At 62.2% G+C, this 18,268-nt stretch carries 16 protein-coding genes and 1 pseudogene; 7 read left to right on the plus strand and 10 right to left on the minus strand.

What is annotated here, in order from left to right; genetic code table 11:
- Positions 1-6: 6 nt before the first annotated feature.
- The 6 genes from CW305_RS17235 to CW305_RS17260 are packed head-to-tail and all read right to left on the minus strand — an operon-like array spanning position 7 to position 6,732.
- Positions 7-1,335, minus strand: coding sequence for a DUF58 domain-containing protein (locus CW305_RS17235; protein WP_104098495.1), 1,329 nt, complete (start codon positions 1,333-1,335; stop codon positions 7-9).
- Positions 1,332-2,345, minus strand: coding sequence for an AAA family ATPase (locus CW305_RS17240; RefSeq protein WP_104098496.1), 1,014 nt, complete (start codon positions 2,343-2,345; stop codon positions 1,332-1,334). Before CW305_RS17240 ends, CW305_RS17235 begins: the two co-directional genes overlap by 4 nt.
- Entirely contained in the window at positions 2,342-3,514 is a 1,173-nt protein-coding gene (locus tag CW305_RS17245; protein ID WP_014821273.1) for a DUF4350 domain-containing protein, read from the minus strand. The genes CW305_RS17240 and CW305_RS17245 overlap by 4 nt, the downstream gene beginning before the upstream one ends.
- Positions 3,511-5,061 carry a DUF4129 domain-containing protein gene (locus tag CW305_RS17250; RefSeq protein ID WP_104098497.1) on the minus strand — a complete coding sequence of 517 codons (1,551 nt, stop codon included), beginning with the start codon at positions 5,059-5,061 and terminating at the stop codon, positions 3,511-3,513. The genes CW305_RS17245 and CW305_RS17250 overlap by 4 nt, the downstream gene beginning before the upstream one ends.
- Positions 5,048-6,028 (minus strand): stage II sporulation protein M, encoded by a 981-nt coding sequence (locus tag CW305_RS17255; RefSeq protein ID WP_104098498.1) that lies wholly within the window; start codon positions 6,026-6,028, stop codon positions 5,048-5,050. Before CW305_RS17255 ends, CW305_RS17250 begins: the two co-directional genes overlap by 14 nt.
- The gene (locus tag CW305_RS17260; RefSeq protein ID WP_104098499.1) at positions 6,025-6,732 is read right to left on the minus strand and encodes an RDD family protein; all 708 of its coding nucleotides are present in this window, start codon (positions 6,730-6,732) and stop codon (positions 6,025-6,027) included. Before CW305_RS17260 ends, CW305_RS17255 begins: the two co-directional genes overlap by 4 nt.
- A 237-nt stretch (positions 6,733-6,969) precedes the next feature.
- Between CW305_RS17260 and sbcB the strand changes: the two genes are divergently transcribed.
- Positions 6,970-8,406 (plus strand): exodeoxyribonuclease I, encoded by a 1,437-nt coding sequence (sbcB, locus tag CW305_RS17265; protein ID WP_104098500.1) that lies wholly within the window; start codon positions 6,970-6,972, stop codon positions 8,404-8,406.
- A 136-nt stretch (positions 8,407-8,542) separates the two neighbouring features.
- Here the strand turns inward: sbcB and mvaT are convergent, their stop codons facing one another.
- Complete coding sequence (gene mvaT / locus CW305_RS17270) at positions 8,543-8,923, minus strand: histone-like nucleoid-structuring protein MvaT (protein ID WP_003303488.1); 381 nt, start codon at positions 8,921-8,923, stop codon at positions 8,543-8,545.
- Between the two features lie 354 nt (positions 8,924-9,277).
- On the opposite strand from mvaT, the gene purU reads away from it, so the two are divergent.
- From purU to CW305_RS17285, 3 genes are read left to right on the plus strand one after another with little or no spacing between them, the layout of a single operon-like run.
- Positions 9,278-10,129: a formyltetrahydrofolate deformylase gene (purU, locus tag CW305_RS17275; protein WP_014821268.1), complete on the plus strand. Its 852-nt coding sequence runs from the start codon at positions 9,278-9,280 to the stop codon at positions 10,127-10,129.
- Positions 10,130-10,144: 15 nt separating this feature from the next.
- Positions 10,145-10,384, plus strand: a complete 240-nt coding sequence (locus CW305_RS17280; protein WP_102831946.1) for a hypothetical protein — start codon at positions 10,145-10,147, stop codon at positions 10,382-10,384.
- Complete coding sequence (locus CW305_RS17285) at positions 10,384-11,859, plus strand: helicase HerA-like domain-containing protein (RefSeq protein WP_104098501.1); 1,476 nt, start codon at positions 10,384-10,386, stop codon at positions 11,857-11,859. Before CW305_RS17280 ends, CW305_RS17285 begins: the two co-directional genes overlap by 1 nt.
- An 80-nt stretch (positions 11,860-11,939) precedes the next feature.
- On the opposite strand, the gene CW305_RS17290 is transcribed toward CW305_RS17285, so the two are convergent.
- Positions 11,940-12,161 (minus strand): hypothetical protein, encoded by a 222-nt coding sequence (locus CW305_RS17290; RefSeq protein WP_014821265.1) that lies wholly within the window; start codon positions 12,159-12,161, stop codon positions 11,940-11,942.
- A 329-nt stretch (positions 12,162-12,490) separates the two neighbouring features.
- On the minus strand, positions 12,491-13,936 hold the full coding sequence (locus CW305_RS17295; protein WP_104098502.1) for a mannose-1-phosphate guanylyltransferase/mannose-6-phosphate isomerase: 1,446 nt from the start codon (positions 13,934-13,936) through the stop codon (positions 12,491-12,493).
- A 187-nt stretch (positions 13,937-14,123) separates the two neighbouring features.
- Here CW305_RS17295 and CW305_RS23510 point away from each other — a divergent pair, with 187 nt between their 5' ends.
- Positions 14,124-14,267, plus strand: a complete 144-nt coding sequence (locus CW305_RS23510) for a hypothetical protein (protein WP_181063902.1) — start codon at positions 14,124-14,126, stop codon at positions 14,265-14,267.
- Between the two features lie 457 nt (positions 14,268-14,724).
- Here CW305_RS23510 and yaaA read toward each other — a convergent pair whose 3' ends face one another.
- Positions 14,725-15,504: a peroxide stress protein YaaA gene (gene yaaA, locus CW305_RS17300; protein WP_104098503.1), complete on the minus strand. Its 780-nt coding sequence runs from the start codon at positions 15,502-15,504 to the stop codon at positions 14,725-14,727.
- 134 nt (positions 15,505-15,638) lie between these two features.
- Here yaaA and dmeF point away from each other — a divergent pair, with 134 nt between their 5' ends.
- Positions 15,639-16,613 (plus strand): CDF family Co(II)/Ni(II) efflux transporter DmeF, encoded by a 975-nt coding sequence (dmeF, locus tag CW305_RS17305; RefSeq protein WP_104098504.1) that lies wholly within the window; start codon positions 15,639-15,641, stop codon positions 16,611-16,613.
- Positions 16,614-16,872: 259 nt separating this feature from the next.
- Positions 16,873-18,254: pseudogene (locus CW305_RS17310) on the plus strand (PhoH family protein).
- Positions 18,255-18,268 lie beyond the last annotated feature (14 nt).

An 18,268-nucleotide genomic window follows, 5' to 3' on the forward strand; every position in this document is an offset into this window, starting at 1 on the left:
CCGCGCTCACAGCGTCCCGGTTTTCTTCCACGCCAGATAACGCCCGATAAGTGCCGGCCCCAGATCGCAAGGCTGGACGTCGAGTACCGGCATGCCATGGGCGGCCAGGCGCTTGTGCAGCGCCTGGCGGGCGTTCAGGTAGTCCTGGGCGCCGCAGTAGTCGAGCGCGTCGTCCAGGCTCTGCACCGGCCGCAGGCGCAGCTGGTCCAGTACTTCTTCGCGCAGGCTCACCAACAACACCCGATGTTTGCGTGAGAGCCGCTTCAGCGCCCCGTGCAGCTCGGCATCGTCCTCATCGCGCAGGTTGCTCAGAACGATAACCAGTGCCTGGCGCTGTTGCCGGGCCAGCAACCGATCGACCGCTGCGCCGTAGTCTGCGGGCTGCTGGGTGGGCTGCAGGTCGTAAAGACCGTTCAGTAACACGTGAAGTTGCTGTTGGCCCTTGGCCGGCGTGACGTGACGCGGCTGTTCGCTGGCGAAGGTGCAGGCGCCCACGGCATCGCCCTGGCGCAACGCGGCATAGGCCAGCAGCAGGGCAGCGTTGAGGGCATGGTCGAAGTGCGTGAGTTCGGCGTCCTGGCTGCGCATACGCCGACCGCAGTCGAGCATCAGCACGATCTGCTGGTCGCGCTCGTCCTGATATTCGCGGGCAATCGGCATGCGTGCCCGCGCCGTGGCTTTCCAGTCGATCTGCCGCAGGGTGTCGCCCTCGCGGAACTCGCGTAGCTGGTGAAATTCCAGCCCCAGCCCGCGGCGCGGTTGCTGGCGGACGCCGAGGCGATTCAACCAGACGTCGATCGCCTGCAGGCTGGCTCCGTGCAACCGAGCGAAGTCGGGATACACCCGGGTTTCGTCGACAAGCTCAAGCTGGCGTCTGCTGCGCCAGAGGCCCAACGGGCTGGCCAGGCGAAGATCGCAGTGCTGGAAGACGAACTGGCCGCGGCGGGTCGGGCGCAGAAGGTAGTCGAGTTGGCAATGTTCGGCGGGCTGCAGGCGCATGCGTTGCGGCAGCTGTTCGAAGCTCATGCCCTCAGGCACGTGGTCGAACAGCTCCAGCTCGATAGCGCGGGAATGTGCGTTGCGCACCAGCAGTTGCACGTTGCTCCAGTGGCCCAGTGGCAGATTTCCCGACAGGCTGCGTTGCAGCGCAGGCGACGGCAGTCGCCTCAGGGCAAAGGCGTCGAGCGATGTCACCGTACCCAGCGCCAGCAACAGGCCCCACCAGGCGGACTGCCAGTGCCCGGCTTCGACGCCGAACGCGGCGAGAACGCCAAGAGGAATGGCCACGAGCACCAGCGCGGCCAGCGCAACGAGCAGGCGACGGGATGGCGTCATGCGCGTGGCGCCGCGACCTGATCGAGTAGCTGCTGCAGCACCTGGTCCACCGACAGTCCTTCGATGTCCAGCTCTGCCGACAGGCGCACCCGGTGACGCAGTACCGCCAGCGCGCAACCCTTGATGTCATCAGGCGTGACGAACTCGCCGCCGCGCAGCAGCGCTCTGGCGCGACCACCACGAACCAGCGCGATCGATGCGCGGGGGCCGGCACCCAGCGCCAGCCCCGGCCAGCTGCGAGTGGTGCGGGCAAGGCGCACGGCATAGTCCAGTACCTGATCGTCCAGCGGCAGTTCGCTGGCAATCTTCTGCAGGGCCAGCACATCCCGGGCCTGTACCAGCTGGCGCAGGGCGCTGACGTCGAGCATGTCGGCGCGTGCCGAGCGGGTGACCTGGCGTACCAGCTCCAGCTCTTCGTTCGCCTGCGGGTAGTCCATGCGCAACATCAGCATGAAGCGGTCGAGCTCGGCTTCCGGCAGTGGGTAGGTGCCTTCCTGTTCGATCGGGTTCTGCGTGGCCATGACCAGAAAAGGTTGCTGAACCGCCAGGGCCTTGCCTTCCAGGGTGACCTGGCGTTCCTGCATAACTTCGAGCAGCGCGGCCTGAGTCTTGGCTGGCGCACGGTTGATTTCATCGGCCAGTAGAAGGTTGGTGAACACCGGCCCCTTGCGCAGCTTGAACTGCTCGCTCTGCATGTCGTAGACGGCATGGCCGGTGACGTCGCTGGGCATCAGGTCGGGGGTGAACTGGATGCGCGAGAACTCGCCGCCGAAGCAGCGCGCCAGCGCCCGTACCAGCAGTGTCTTGCCCAGCCCCGGCACGCCTTCGATGAGCACGTGGCCGCCGGCGATCAACGCGGTCAGAACGCCATCGATGACGTCGTCCTGGCCGATCACCGCCTTGTGCAGCTCGTCGCGCAGCGCCTGGGCGAGCTGGCTGGCTCGCAGGCGCTGGCTCACCGGGTTGGAGGCCGGAGCAGGGTTGCCGGAATCTGGGATATGTTCGCTCATAGCGCGTTCCTGAGGGTTTGCAGGTGGGCGACCTGTCGGGTGAATTCGGTAGCCGACAGACGTTGCTGCGGCAGTGGGCGCATGGCCAGCTCGATGCTGGCGATCGGCAGGCTGGAGAGACGGGCGAGCAGTGGCAGCTGGGCATTCGGCGGAAGCTGTTCGAAGCCCGGATGACGTTGCCCCGCTCGGCGCTGGATGTCCTGTTGCAGCGGCTGCAGCAGACTGTGCTGGCGACCATGGCGCAGCAGGAACTCCGCCGACCCACGCAGGTGTTCCTGCAGCTGGCGACGCGCCGGGTTGAGCGGAGCCTGCAGTGGGCCGAAGCGTTGGCCGGCATGCCAGAGCGCGAACGCCACAAGTAGGCCCAGCACGGTGAGAAGTTCGGGGAAATGGCGGCGCAGCTGTGCGAGCAAGCCGTCGTGTTCGCTGCGGTGCACCAGAGTCACCGCGCTGTCTTGAGTCAGATACCAGAGCAGCCAGGCATGGTCGTACTGATCGATGTTGCGGTTCTGCCAGATCCAGCTATCGGTCAGGGCGGTGATCAGCCCGTCACCGTGCTGCAGTTGCAGCATGTGCGTGGCGCCTGCGCTGTTGGCCCAGGCGTGGGCGCGATTGTCCGCATCATAGAGGTGAAAGTCGGTATCGAAGGCCAGATAGGCCGGCGCACTTTCATTCTCCAGATACAGCTTGGTCAGCTGCGGATGCTGTTCGGCGGTGGATGACTGCGGTGTCTGCGCATCATCGTCCAGATCGTCAGCTGCGTACTGCTGCAGATTGAGCCGGTCGAACAGCAGGTCGCCGCTTTTGCCGGTCTCTTCATCCCACAGTCGCTCTGCAACCACGACCAGATGGCCGCCGGCGTTGGCCCAGTCCAGCAGACGCTCGGTCTGCCGTGGGGTCAGGTTGCCGCGGTCACCTAGCAGGAGCAGCGTCTGGCCAGAGGTGGGCAGGGTCTCAAGTCCGGCGATGCCTTCCTGATGCACGACCTGCAGGCCGAGGTCGCGCAGGAACAGTTCGGCGGCCAGGTAGGTGTTGCTGCGCGCCTCTGGGGTCGGGCCGTGCTCGACGACGTCTTCATAGGATTGCAGCTTGCCGGCCAACCAGATGACCAGCAGACCGATCAGCAGGACCGCGGCCGCGGCGAGCAGGCGAGGGCGGAGTCGGTTCATGGCCTCGACTCCTCGGCAAACAGCGCGCGCCAGCCGGCACACAGTTCGTCGCGGACCACGTCTTCGCCGTTCCGGTGCCCGTAGGCCTGGTGCTGCCAATGTTGCGTAAGTTGCTCGGCAAAGCGCGACAGCGGTTCGCGCTGAAGCTGTCGCACGCGCGCCAGCACCTCGCCCTCGGTATGGGCGGCCCTCAACGGCAGCTGGAAATCATGCAGCAGGCGGCTGAGCAAACCGCGATAGAGAAGTGCCAGAGACGCGCGCGGATCCTGCTGCCAGAGTCGTTCGGCCTCGCTGGCAACGTCGTTTGGCAGGCTTTCGGGCGCGACGTCGAGGCCGAACAGCTGCGCGGGTGCAGGTTGGCGGCGCCTGGCCGGCAGCTGTATGCGGCTGCCGAAAGTCTGCAGCCAGTCGCGGTAGCGCCACAGCAGAAGCGCGACCAGCAAGGCCAGGGCGGTCCAGAGTAGGACTTCGAGTGCCTGCGCCAGACTTTCCAGGCTTTCCCACAGCGAGCCACCCTGCAGCAGGCGCTCGAGCAGGCGTGCCAGAGCACCGGGCTCCTGCGGGCTGTCTTGCGCACCAAAGCGCCAACGGGTGACCGTCTCCCGGTGCTGAAAGGGGGGTTGGTCGAGCAGCGCGTCGATTCGTTCGCGGGCCGTCTCGCTGGTCAGTGGCTGATTCAGCAGACGCTCGCTTTCCGGGCCCTGTTGCGCTGTGTCGGCCGTTGGCGCCGCTGCCCAGGCATCGTGCGCTGTCGGCCAGAACAACAGGCCACAGGCAAGCAGCACCGCTGGTGCAGCGCTGAGCAGGCGCTGGCGCAGTCGACGGAAGGCCAGCTCTATGTCCCACGCCTCCAGATGAGTGCGTCGATTGAGATAGAGGCTGAAGCCACAGGCGACATAGATAGGCTCCCAGACGATGAGCACCATCGCATAGAGCAGATTGGACAAGTGTTCCAGCCAGAGCCATTCGGCGCTCAGCCCGAGCAGATCCTCCCAGTTCCAGCGCTGTACCAGCTGCGCCGGCAGCAGGAAATACAGCACGCCGAGCAGGCCGAGCCAGAGCGCTCCTTCCAGATGCACGCCGACCACGGTCAGCCAGCTGGGCGCGCGGCCGCTGCGCAGACTGAGCGTGAGCAGGCGTTGCTTGCGTGCCTTGCCGTCGAGCCCCTCGAGCTGCTGCACTGGCAGATCGAAGCTGCGCGTCGTGCTCAGGCGACGCCAGGTGAGACTGGCCAACAGCTGTGGCCGCAGCAGGCCGGGGAAGGCCCGCAGGCTCTCTCGAAAGTCTGGTGTTTCACCGAACAGTGCTTTGGACAGGATATGCAGCGGCAAGCGCTCGTACAGGGGTTTGAGCCACCAGAACAGCAGCAGCGCCAGACTTGGGTGCTGCCACAGCAGCAGACTGATCAGGCCGAAAAGCGGCAGCGTCACGGCCGCCCAGGTCGTCATCAGCAGCTTCGCGTGGCGCCTGGCGAGCAGGGTGCCGAGGTCCAGCGCCTCCCATGGACTGCGCGGGCGGATCGAGACGCTGGCATCACTCAGCTGCATGCTGCGCCCTCCCGGCAAACGCGAAGTAAGCGGCCACGATCAGCCAGAGCAGCGCGCCGACGATGTACTTGATCATGGGCGAGGTCAGGGTCATGGATGACCAGTAGGCCTCGACAAAGGCAGCGATCAGCAAGAACAGGGTGGCCCCGCAGACCAGCTGGATGCCTCGCTTGGCAGCCTGACGCAGCGCCTCTGCGCGGGTCAGGCGCCCCGGCGCCACCAGCGCTACGCCGAGCTGCAGCCCCGCGGCGCCGGCAAGGGTGATGGCGGTCAGCTCGAACGCGCCATGGCCGATGACGAACGACCAGAACGGCTGGTGGTAGCCGATGGCGCTCAGGTGGCCCGCGACGGCGCCGATCGTCAGGCCATTGAACAGCAGGAAGAACAGCGTACCCAGTCCGAACAGCAGCCCGCTGGCGAACGTCTGGAATGCGATGCCGATATTGTTCATCACGTAATAGCCGAACATCAGCCAGTCGTCGCCCGAGCCCCGTTCGGCGAAGCGACCCAGGCGGCTGGCGTCCGGGTCGTACATCTGTTCCATCTGTGTGACCTGGTCCGGCGGCAGGATGCTGAACACCAGCTCCGGGAAGGCGAAGACCAAAGCGGCCATGCCGAGCAGGCTGCCGTAGAAGAGCAGGCTTGCTGCCAGTACGTAACGCCACTGCTCACGGACCGCGCGGGCGAAGCCACCGGTGATGAACCCGAGCAGTCGCCCCAGCAATGGACTGCGGTGCCGATAGAACTGCTGATGGCCGCGCAGGGCGAGCTGGCGCAACTGATCGATCAGCTGGCTGCTGTAGCCGCGGGATTCGGCCAGCGCCAGGTGTTGGCAGAGCCGGCGGTAGGCGGCGGGGAAGTCGCTGGCCTGTCTGAGACTTGGCTTGCCACGCTCCAGCGCGTCCAGCTGGCTGGTGAAGTCATGCCAGTCGGCGTGATGCTGGCGTTCGAAGGCGGCCTGCTTCATGGCGAGCCTACCAGTGAGCGGGCGATGCCATGGATCTTTGCCTCGGCGTTCTCACCGGTAACCGCCAGCGGTTCGGCAAGGATCGAAGCCAGCTCCAGACGCCGCTCGGCAGAAAGACTGGCGCGACGCTCGGAGAAGGCAATAAGAGCGCGTTGCTCATCGAGACTTAACGCAAAAGGCGGTTTGGCAGCTTCCACCTCCGGCAGCGTCGGGCGCGCTTGTGGTCTTTCCCGGTAGACCACCAGGGTCCCTGCGGCGAGATCGCCGAGACGCTTGAAGGCAGGGTGGCCCAGGCAGCTCAGTGCGCCGAGAAAATAGCCGAACGGCAGCATATCGACGAAGCGCAGCAGGTTGCGCGTCAGCGAGGAGGTCCAGCCGACCGGCGTGCCATCGTCATGCACTACTCGCAGACCCAGCCAGTACTTGCCAGGCGTACGTCCCTGGTTCAGTACTTCGAAGAGCACCATGTACCACCATTGCACGAGGAACAGCAGCAGCGTCCCAAGACCGATACCAAAATTGCCCAGCATCCCCAGGATGATGAAGAGGGCTAGCAGGATGGCGGCACGGATCGCCAGGTCGATGGCAAAGGCCAGCGCGCGCGGTACGAGCCCGGCCGGACGCAGGAGTAGATCGATGCCTTCGGGCGTCTCCACGCGATGGCTATTGTCGAGCAGTGATGGTCGGTCGAGAGCTGAAGGCAAGGGTAAAGTCGTCTGAGGCAGGCAAAGGTCGATGCTATGCGGCAAGTGCCGCTGCGGCAATGCGCCTGAGTCGTCTGAGCGGAGGGCAAGCCGGAGGGGTGTGATTATGGCGAAGTGCCTGCTCCTTTGCAGGATGTCGTTCGCATACCCAATGCTGCGTGGGCAGATCGGTTGACGCACGCGGCGATGTGCCGCCCTGGCTGATAGACTGCCGCGCTGATCGAGAAGGACTCTCCCGTGAATTCAAGCATCTTCTGGTACGACTTCGAAACCACAGGAATCTCGCCCAGCCGCGACCGTCCGTTGCAGGTGGCGGGTATCCGCACCAACGAGGCGCTCGAGGAAGTCGGCGAGCCGCTGAACATCTATTGCCGTCCCTCCGACGACATCCTTCCGCATCCGGCGGCCTGCCTGGTCACTGGGATCACCCCCGCGACCCTCGAACAGAAGGGCTTGTGCGAGGCCGAATTCATTCATCGTCTGCATCAACAGCTGTCGTTGCCTGGCACCTGCGGCGCCGGTTACAACAGCCTGCGGTTCGACGACGAGGTGACGCGCTACAGCCTGTACCGCAACTTCTACGATCCCTATGCCCGTGAATGGCAGGGCGGTAACAGCCGCTGGGATCTGATCGATCTGGTACGCACGGCTTATGCCCTGCGCCCGGAAGGCCTGGTCTGGCCTGAAGAGGAGGGGCGGGTGACGCTCAAACTCGAACGACTGAGCGTGGCCAACGGGCTGGAACATCTGAATGCGCACGACGCGCTATCCGATGTGCGCGCGACCATTGCCCTGGCCAGACTCGTTCGCGATCGGCAGCCGCGGCTGTACGACTATCTCTACAACCTGCGCCGCAAGCAGGCGGTGCTTGAGCAGATCCGGTTGCTGGAACCCATGGTGCACGTGTCCGGCCGCTTCTCCGCTGCACGGCATTTTCTCTCGGTGGTCCTGCCGCTGGGCTGGCACCCGCGCAATCGCAATGCGCTGATCGTCTGCGATCTGCAGGCCGGACCGGAGCCGCTCTTGCAGGAAACGGCTGAAACGCTACGTCAGCGCCTGTATACCCGACGTGACCAGCTCGCCGATGGCGAGTTGCCGGTGCCCTTGAAGCTGGTGCACGTCAACAAGTGTCCCGTGGTGGCGTCGCTCAAGGTTTTGCGCACGCAAGACATCCAGCGCCTTGGTCTGGATATGCCGATCTGCCATGAGCGTGCAGCGATGCTTCGAGAGCAGCGGCAGATCTGGAGCACCAAGCTCGAAGACATCTATCGCGAAGACCGCTTCGCTGGCACTGATGATCCGGAGCAGCAGCTGTATGGCGGTTTTCTCGGGGACCGCGACCGGCGGCTGTGCGACCAGGTCCGTAGCCTGTCACCTGCGGAGCTGGCGAAACAGCCATTCCGATTCGATGATGCGCGCCTCGACGAGCTGTTGTTTCGTTACCGCGCGCGTAACTTTCCTGAAGCGTTATCCGTCGACGAGCAAGCGCAATGGCGTCAGTTCTGCCAACAGCGGCTGAGTGATGGGGCATGTGGCGCGCCCAACACCCTCGTGCAGTTCGAGTCGGATATCGAGCAATTCATGATCGGCGCCACGCCGGCACAACGGCAACTGTTGCAGCAATGGCGCGAGTACGGTCAGGGGTTGCGTGAGCGTTACCGCTTGAGCAATTAACTCTTGGGGAGGGCGTATGTTTGTGCGCCACGCCTGAATCGAGCGGGGAAGGAAGAGTGCAGCACAAATAAAAACGCCGTTTCCCGACATCAATGATTAATGTCGAGAAACGGCGTTCGTTATAAACCGTAGCCGCTTAGCCGAGAAGGGTGGCCCAGCTTTCCACGGTGTCGGAGCCCCACTGGGCTTTCCATTCTTTCAGGGTCTTGTGATTGCCGCCTTTGGTTTCAATCACTTCACCGCTGTGTGGGTTTTTATATTGCTTCACGCGGCGGGCGCGCTTGCTGGTCGCGGGAGCTTTTGCAGCGCGAGGGCTCTTGCTGTTGCGAGAGGCTTCCGGATCGAGCAGGGCAATGATGTCGCGTAGGGACTTCTGGTATTCACCCATGAGTTCGCGCAGCTTGCCTTCGAATTCCAGTTCCTTTTTCAGCTTGTCGTCTTCGGATAGCGACTTCAGGCGCTCTTGAAGTTCCTTGATGGCTTCTTCAGTAGCGCGATACTCATTGATAAGTGACATATGACTTCCTTGGGATAGGTTTGAACGCAAGTGGCAGCAATCATAGTCCTGCGTAATCCGCAAGTAAATATAGCCTTGTAAAAAAGCCGCACTACTATTTGAAAGGATATGTGACGCAGGCTAAGGGCTGCTATTGCAGCCGTGCGCAGGCTTAAATCAAGCGGAAAGCCTGTTTTATCGGACAAGTTTTTTCGATTGGTTTTTATGTTTTGCATAACAAGCCGATGACTGCGAGCCGCGCCGTTTGCGTCATCGCGCATAGTTTGCGCCGCGCCTCGATCTTAATGGCGATGGCTGTGCTTTTGTCTGCTGGGCTAGAATGCCGCATTTCCCATTGAGTCGGAGTAACCGTTGATGCGCACTTTCAGGCTGGTCATTGCCTGTCCCGATGGCGTTGGCATTGTTGCCAAGGTCAGTAACTTTCTTGCCACTTACAACGGCTGGATCACTGAAGCCAACCATCATTCGGATCACCAGAGCGGTTGGTTTTTCATGCGTCACGAGATTCGCGCGGACTCACTGCCTTTCGATCTGGACGGTTTCCGTCAGGCGTTCGCTCCGATCGCTCGTGAGTTTTCAATGGAGTGGCGAGTCACCGACTCCGAGAAACGCAAACGCGTGGTGCTGATGGCCAGTCGCGAATCCCACTGCCTGGCCGATCTGCTGCACCGTTGGCACAGCGGCGAGCTGGACTGCGACATTCCTTGCGTGATTTCCAACCATGACGACCTGCGCAGCATGGTCGAATGGCATGGTATTCCCTACATTCACGTGCCGGTCGACCCCGCCAATAAGCAGGAGGCGTTCGCCGAAGTCACCCGCCTGGTCCGCGAGCAGCGCGCCGATGTGATTGTGCTCGCGCGGTACATGCAGATATTGCCGTCCGAGCTGTGCGACGAGTTCGCCCAGCGCGTGATCAACATCCATCACAGCTTTCTGCCGTCCTTCGTCGGCGCCAAGCCCTATCACCAGGCCTCGCTGCGCGGCGTGAAGCTGATCGGCGCCACCTGTCACTATGTCACCGAGGAGCTCGACGCCGGCCCGATCATCGAGCAGGACGTGGTGCGCGTTAGCCATCGCGACAGCATCGAGGACATGGTCCGGCTCGGCAAGGACGTAGAGAAAATGGTGCTTTCTCGCGGCCTGCGCTATCACTTGGAGGACCGTGTGCTGGTACACAGCAACAAGACGATGGTGTTCAACTGACATCCGGGAGCATCTGTGACCGATCCCCTCGACCGTGCCGCGGCCAAGGCGCCGCCCGTCATCGGCAGTGGTTGTACACAGCGATACGATCCTGAGGCGCTGTCGCCCGAGCAGGGCGCCGAGTTCGCCGATGCCGCAGCGCTATGGGCCGAGCTTCAGGCTGAGCAGGGCAATGCAGGTCGGCAATCGAGTGCATCGACGGCCGACGAGAGCGCCCCATCCGGAGCGCGCGAGCACGACAAGGAGGCGGGTTGATGAAGGCTGCAATCGATCGTCTGGTACTCGGCGCTGATGCGACGGGTGAACCGAACAGCCAGTCCCTGCGCCTGGCCAATCGGCACGGGTTGATTGCCGGAGCCACCGGCACCGGCAAGACAGTGACCTTGCAACGTCTGGCCGAGCAGTTCAGCGATGCCGGAGTTGCCGTGTTCGCTGCCGACATCAAGGGCGATCTCTGCGGCCTGGGTGCTGCCGGTGCACCGCAGGGCAAGATCGCCGAGCGGATCGCCAGCATGCCCTGGTTGAACCATCAGCCGCAGGCGTACCCGGTAACCCTGTGGGACGTGCATGGACGTAGCGGCCATCCGCTGCGTACTACGTTGAGCGAGATGGGGCCGCTGCTGCTGGGAAGCCTGCTGCAGCTCACCGACAGCCAGCAGGCCGCTTTGTACGCGGCGTTCAAGGTGGCAGACCGCGAAGGCCTGCTGCTACTCGATCTGAAGGACCTCAAGGCGCTGTTGGCGCACCTCAAGGCTGAGCCGGAGTTGCTTGGCGAGGACAGTGCATTGTTCACCGGTGCATCGTCACAGGCCCTGCTGCGACGCCTGGCAACGCTCGAACAGCAGGGCGCCGAGGCGCTGTTCGGTGAGCCAGCCCTGCAACTCGAGGATCTGTTGCACCCCGCGGCGGACGGCCGAGGTCCCATCCATCTGCTCGATGCCAGCGTACTGGTGCATGAGGCGCCCAAGGTTTATGCGACCTTCCTGCTATGGCTGCTTGCCGAACTGTTCGAGCAGCTTCCGGAGCGGGGCGATGCCGACAAGCCTTTGCTGGTCCTGTTCTTCGATGAGGCGCACCTGCTGTTTCGCGATACGCCCAAGGCGTTGCAGGACCGGCTGGTGCAGGTGGTGCGGCTGATTCGTTCGAAAGGTGTTGGCGTCTATTTCGTCACTCAGTCCCCAGCCGATCTGCCTGACCAGGTACTGGCGCAGCTGGGGCTGCGAATCCAGCATGGTTTGCGGGCATACACCGTCAAGGAGCAGAAAGCACTGCGCTCGGTGGCTGACGGATTTCGTGCGAACCCGGACTTTGCGACGCTGGATGTGCTGACCCAGTTGGGCATCGGCGAGGCCCTGGTCGGTGGGCTCGAGGCGAAAGGCACGCCGGCGATGGTGCAGCGAGTCTCGATCGCGCCGCCACAGTCGCGAGTGGGGCCGCTGAGTGAAGCTGAGCGCATGCAGCTTATCGCGAGGTCCAGCTTGCGTGGCCGTTATGACAAGCCCGTCGACCGTGAGTCGGCCTACGAAATACTGAGTGCTCGGGCCATGCAGGCAGTCGAGGAGGCTGAGCGTCCGGTCGAGAAGCCTGCACGAGGCAAGAGCAGTGCAGGCAGCGATCTGAGGGATCTGGCCGGACGAGTCGTCAAAAGTGCGTTGAGCCAGGCTGCCAGTCAGTTGGGGCGTCAGTTGGCCAGAGGGTTGCTCGGCTCGTTACTCGGCGGTAAGCGCTGACTTATTGGCGCTCTTCAGTTCACTACTGCTGTTTGTATTGGCTGCGCTAGTTGACTTCCTTACCTGCACGGAGGTCAGGATCAGGCTTGCCCAGTTGCCGCGCTTTCACAATCGGCATGTTTTTCCTGTTCGAGCTTCTGCAGTTCCCGCTGAAACACTTGATCAAGCACAGTGGGTTTCTTGCGCCACGGCTTGCGCTCGGGTTCGCGTTCAGCCGCGTAAGTCGTAATTTCACCACCATAGACATTGGTAAAGCGCTGCGCCTGGCGCTCAAGTTCGGCGCGCAGTTCGTCTTTCGTCACGTAAGGATCCTGTTTTTCTAGTTTGAATTAAGACGCCTCTGAAAATGTATGACGCGTCTTTGGTTGTAACCGAAGTTTTCAGTTGCAACAGAGTCGAGCTTATGTACGTGAGACTGGAGGTCAACTGAAAAGGTTTAAGCAATTACCTGGCAGTCGGCAGATTCGAGCAGTAGTTCAAAAAACCAGGTTATGTGCGGCATTGATACTACGTTTGCGGCAAGGCGCTACACGGATTTTCGCAAGTATGCGCTCTCAGGTACGCACAGAGCCAGAAGTCGAGCACAGAAAAACCCGCCGAAGCGGGCTTTCCTCTCGTTACTTGGCGAACATCAACGGGCAACTTTGGCTTCGTTGCTCTGTTCGGCGCGGCCGTAAACGTCATCGAAGCGCTCGATGTCGTCTTCACCCAGATAGCTGCCGGATTGGACTTCGATGATCTCCAGCGGAATTTTCCCGGGGTTGGCCAGGCGATGCACTGAAGTGATCGGGATATAAGTCGACTGATTCTCGGTGAGCAGGAAAGTCTTGTCGTTGCAGGTGACCTGAGCGGTACCGGAAACAACGATCCAATGCTCGGCACGATGGTGGTGCATCTGCAGGGAGAGGCTGGCCCCTGGGTTCACGCAGATACGCTTGACCTGGAAGCGGCCACCCATGTCCACCGAGTCATACCAGCCCCAAGGGCGGTACACGGCGCAGTGGTTCTTGGTTTCGCTGCGGTCCTGAGCGTCGAGCTTGCTGACCAGCTTCTTGACGTCCTGCACCTTGTCCTTGTGGGCAACCATCATGGCGTCCTTGGTCTCCACCACCACGATGTTTTCCAGGCCGAGCACGGTGACCAGTTTGCCGTTGCCGTGTACCAGGCAGTTGCGCGAGTCTTCGGCGATCACGTCGCCCTTGAGGACGTTGCCGTTCTCGTCCTTCTCGTGCACATCCCAGATCGAAGACCAGGAGCCGACATCGCTCCAGCCAGCCGACATGGGCACTACGCAAGCCAGTTGAGTCTTTTCCATCACTGCATAGTCGATGGAATTGTCCGGGCAGCAGGCAAAGGTGGCGGGATCGATCAGCACTTCTTCGCCGTTCTTCACGCTGCGCTCCAGGGCGAGCGAGCAGGTATCGTAGATGTCCGGATCGTGCTTCTTCAGTTCTTCCAAGAACACGCTGGCGCGGAACAGGAACATGCCGCTGTTCCAGAAATAGTCACCTGACCCCAGATAGCTCTGGGCGCGAGCCTCGTCTGGCTTCTCGACGAACTGCGCTACGCGCTTGATGCCATCGGGCAAGCCATGATTGGCGTCTTGGCTGGCCTTGATATAACCGAAGCCGGTTTCAGGACGGGTCGGCGGAACACCGAAAAGGACCATCTCGCCGTTTTCCGCGGCATTGGTCGCCAGTGCCAGGGAGCGCTGGAAGGCCTTCTGGTCTTCGATGACGTGGTCGGCCGGCAGGACCAGCAGCAGCTCGTCGCGTCCCTCTTCAACCAGCTTCATCGCCGCGATCCCAATGGCCGGTGCGGTGTTACGACCGAAAGGCTCGAGCAGAAGGCCTTGAACGCCGAGTTTGCGCGCGGCCAGCTGCTCCTTGACGATGAAACGGTGGTCCTTGTTGCAGACCAGCAGCGGTTGCTGCATGCCATCGAACGCCAGGCGTTCGACGGTCTGCTGGAACAACGTCTGCTCGCCGGTCAGGGCAAGAAACTGCTTGGGGAACGACTTGCGGGAAAGGGGCCACAGTCGGGAGCCGCTACCGCCTGAAAGAATAACCGGGATCATATTGCTTCTCCTGAATCGTTTCGAAGGTCGTTCTACTTGTCCGGTGACGCCGGCCTCTTGGCCGCGCCTGGGTTGTTGCTGTTCTTTGTCGGAGGAATCGCCAGTTGGCTGGACGATATCCACTCTGTCCCAAGGCATGCCTCGAGATTGAAATCTGCTGTCTGGTTAATCGCCTGGATGTCGCACCGTGACCGTTCAGGCCGCATTTGTATCGGGCGAGATGTCGATCATGGTCATCTGCACCGGGCGCTCGTGGTCGGCGTTTGGCGCGCTACTGAGGAGCGCCATCGTCGCGCGCGGTGTGTGGCACCTGCCGGTCGAACGGGAGTGATGCGCTTGCATGGCCGTAACCCTCTGTTCGTGCCTTGCTCGGCGTTTGCCGTGTCAGATGCCGCGTAGGCTCTGCTCGACGCCGCGGCTGTGGGCTGGATAATCAGCCGTATCGCCGTCTGAAGTTGCGCTACCGCCAAGATCGACTGACGATCTCGAACGGAGCGATCTGCGAAATTGATGACCCAATGCACGTTCATGTGCGACTTCCCTTTCCACCTGGAATTGTCGGTACGCGCTTATGATTGCGAGCCACGCTGGATAGTTCCCGCCTCGGCAACCGTTGATCGGCCAGTTTTTGCGAACGGATTCAAGGTGCGCTCACCGGCCCGGCGGAATGCGGAGGGTTGATCGGGCGGTGTTGGTAGAGGGTGTGGGGCGTGCTGGGCGGACCCGCTAATGGGGGCGGTGAGGGCGGCGGCAGCGCCCTTGCAGGGCCCTCCGCCGGCATTGAGTTGTTACTGGTCGGCGGCGTCGCGCAGGAATACCAAGCGGTCGCTGGTCGAATCATCCCCGCTGTAGCGGTAGCCCTGGTAGTCGAATTCCGGCAGCTGATCAGGGTTGCCGATGCGTTCCTTGATCACCCAGCGGGCCATCAGGCCTCGTGCCTTTTTCGCATAGAACGAGATGATTTTGTACTGGCCGTTCTTCATGTCCTTGAAGTCGACGTTGATGACCCGTGCGTTCAGCGCCTTGCGTTTGACCGCGCTGAAGTACTCGTTCGAGGCCAGATTCAGCAGGACATCGTCACCCTGCTCGGCGAGCGCCTCGTTCAGCCAGCCGCCGATGCGCTCGCCCCAGAACGCGTACAGATCCTTGCCTCGCGGATTGGCCAGTTTGGTGCCCATTTCCAGCCGATACGGCTGCATCAGGTCCAGCGGCCGTAACAGGCCGTAGAGCCCCGACAGCATGCGCAGATGTTCCTGTGCGAACAGCAGGTCGCTCTCGGTGAAATCCTCGACGCTCAGTCCGGTGTAGACATCGCCCTTGAAGGCGAGCAGGGCCTGCTTGGCATTCGCCGGCGTGAAGTCAGCCGACCAGCTCCCGTAGCGCGCGACATTCAGGGCGGCCAGCTTGTCGGAAAGGTGCATGAGTTCGCTGATCTGCGCTGGCGAGTAATCGCGCAACAGGTCGATCAGCAGTTGCGAGTGCTCCAGGTACTGAGGCTGAGTGAAGCGTTCGGTTATCGGGGGTGTTTCATAGTCGAGCGTCTTGGCGGGGGAAATCACCATCAGCATGTACGGGTCTCCTGTCTGATGGCGCGATTGTAGGGGTACGAGCGGAGCGGCTCCAGCTATGGCGGCCATAGGCAACGGTTGACCTTCCCCGCGTGGCAAGGCACAAGCTGGAAGGCGTCAATCAAGGAGTTCGTATGTCTGGCTGCAATCATGCGCAATGGCAACCACCTCACGACTACCGTCCGCTGGAGCGCAACTCCGAGCGTCAGGCCTGGGCGGTGGTCATTCTGACCGGCTTGACCATGTTGGTGGAGATCATTGCCGGTTACTGGTTCAACTCCATGGCGTTGCTGGCGGACGGCTGGCATATGGCCTCGCACATGGTAGCCATCGGCCTGGCGGCGTTGGCGTATCTGCTGGCTCGGCGCTACGCGGCGGACCAGCGTTTTGCGTTCGGAACCTGGAAAATCGAGGTCCTGGCCGGTTTCACCAGCGCCTTGCTGCTGGTCGTCGTGGCGCTGTTCATGATCGGCGAATCGCTGTCGCGGCTCTGGTCGCCGGTCGCGATCGGTTTCGATGCAGCGTTGATGGTCGCCGTGATCGGCTTGCTGGTGAATCTGCTGTCCGCCTGGTTGCTGCGGGATCAGCATGACCACGGTAACGGTCACGACGAGCACGGGCATGACCATTCGCATGAGCATGAACACGCTTCGGGTGGCAAGGACCTGAATCGGCACGCCGCCTTCATCCATGTGCTGACCGATGCGCTGACGTCGGTGGCTGCCATCATCGCGCTGCTGGGCGGCAAGTTCTTCGGCTGGAGCTGGCTGGACCCGGTGATGGGTATCGTCGGCGCGCTGGTGATCCTTGTATGGGCGCGCGGCCTGTTGCGCGATACCGCCAAGGCGCTGCTCGATCGGGAGATGGATGATCCGCTGGTCCACAGGGTTCGGGAAGCGCTGCAGGAGGTGCCGGATACCGAGGTCACCGATCTGCATCTGTGGCGGGTAGGGCGGTCGCAATACAGCTGCATCCTGAGCCTGGTGACGCATCAGGCGCACACCGCCGACCACTACAAGGCTGCGTTGCAGGGCTTTCCGCAGCTGGTGCACATCACCGTGGAAGTGAATCGCTGCGACGAAAGCGCGCACCTTGATCATCGACAATAGCGCGGCTGAAATACGCGCGCCAAGGCCGTTTGGTCGATTCGTGAAAAAAAGTCGAGTTCAACGGAAAAGTCTTTTGTCTGTCATAACTTTTACGGTATTACCGAATTCAGACCGCCGAACCCTGCGACACAGGTGGCGGCTCCTGGGCAGCCCCGAATCCACCGGCTACCCTCGTCCGCTCACCTGAATCGCATGGCGGTTACTGTGCAGCGAAGCGCTTTTGGCTCTTCGTTTCTGGCCCCAGAAGAAGGTGATCGGTATGGATGACTACGGCAGACCTCGCGCGACCCAGCCCACGCTCTACGTCCTCGACACGAATGTACTGATCCACGATCCCAACGCTTTGCTGAACTTCCAGGAACATCAGGTCGCCATCCCGATGACCGTGCTGGAGGAACTCGACCAACTCAAGGCCGGCAAGCACAGCGTCGCAGCCGAGTGTCGTCAGGCAATCCGCTTGATCGATAAGCTGCTCGGTGACGCCACGCCGGAAGAGGTCGAGCTCGGCGTGCCGATCCAGCGCGGCAAGAGCGGGCCTTCCGGCAGTCTTTCGATCCTCATGAGCAAGCGTGGCGAGTCCAACGCGTTGCCGGAGGATCTGAACGACAACAAGATCATCAATCAGGTGGTCGAGCTGAGCCGACAGCGTCCCGGCTTGCCTGTGGTGCTGGTGACCAAGGACATCAACATGCGCCTGAAGGCGCGTGCCTGTGGCGTAGCGGCGGAGGATTATCATACCGATCAGCTGGTCGATGACGTCGGCCAGCTTTCCCCCGGCTATCACAGCGTCAGCGGCTCGTTCTGGGATCGCGTGAGCAAGGTCGAGACCCATCAGGGGCATGGGCGCACCTGGCACCGCTGACCGACAACCTTCCCGCGGTACACATCAACGAGTTCATCATCGACGAACAGGGCTTTGTCGGCTGGATCAAGGGCATCAAGGCCGATGAGCTGCTGCTGCTCGACCTGCATCAGGAGCCGCTGCTGCATCAGGAGGCCTGGGGCCTGCGCCCGCGGGACATTCATCAGGCATTGGCGCTGTTCGCCTTGCTCGACCCGGATATCCATCTGGTCAACCTGTCCGGCGCCGCCGGTTCGGGCAAGACCATTCTCGCGCTGGCTGCGGCCATCGAGCAGACCGTGGTTAGCAAGCGCTACCGGCGCATCATTGCCACCCGCAGCGTGCAGGGGCTGGACGAGGACATCGGCTTTCTGCCCGGCACCGAGGCCGAGAAGATGGAGCCGTGGCTGGGTGCAATCACCGATAACCTCGAAGCGCTGCACATGGAGGACGAGAACACCCACGGCAGCATCGACTACATCCTGCAAAAGGTGCCGCTGCAGTTTAAATCGCTGAACTACATCCGCGGGCGCAGCTTCCAGCAGAGCCTGATCCTGATCGACGAGTGCCAGAACCTCACGCCGCACCAGATGAAGACCATCATCACCCGCGCGGGCAACGGCTCGAAGGTGGTCTGTCTGGGCAATCTGGCGCAGATCGACACGCCGTATCTGTCGGCGACCAGTTCGGGGCTTACCTACCTGACCGAGCGCTTCAAGGATTTCTCCCACGGCGTGCACATCACCTTGCAGGGTGTACCGCGTTCGGTGCTGGCCGAATACGCCGAAGCGCACATGTAGCGGAGGCGCGTGCG

The organism is Stutzerimonas kunmingensis (genome assembly GCF_002929225.1).
GTDB lineage: Bacteria > Pseudomonadota > Gammaproteobacteria > Pseudomonadales > Pseudomonadaceae > Stutzerimonas.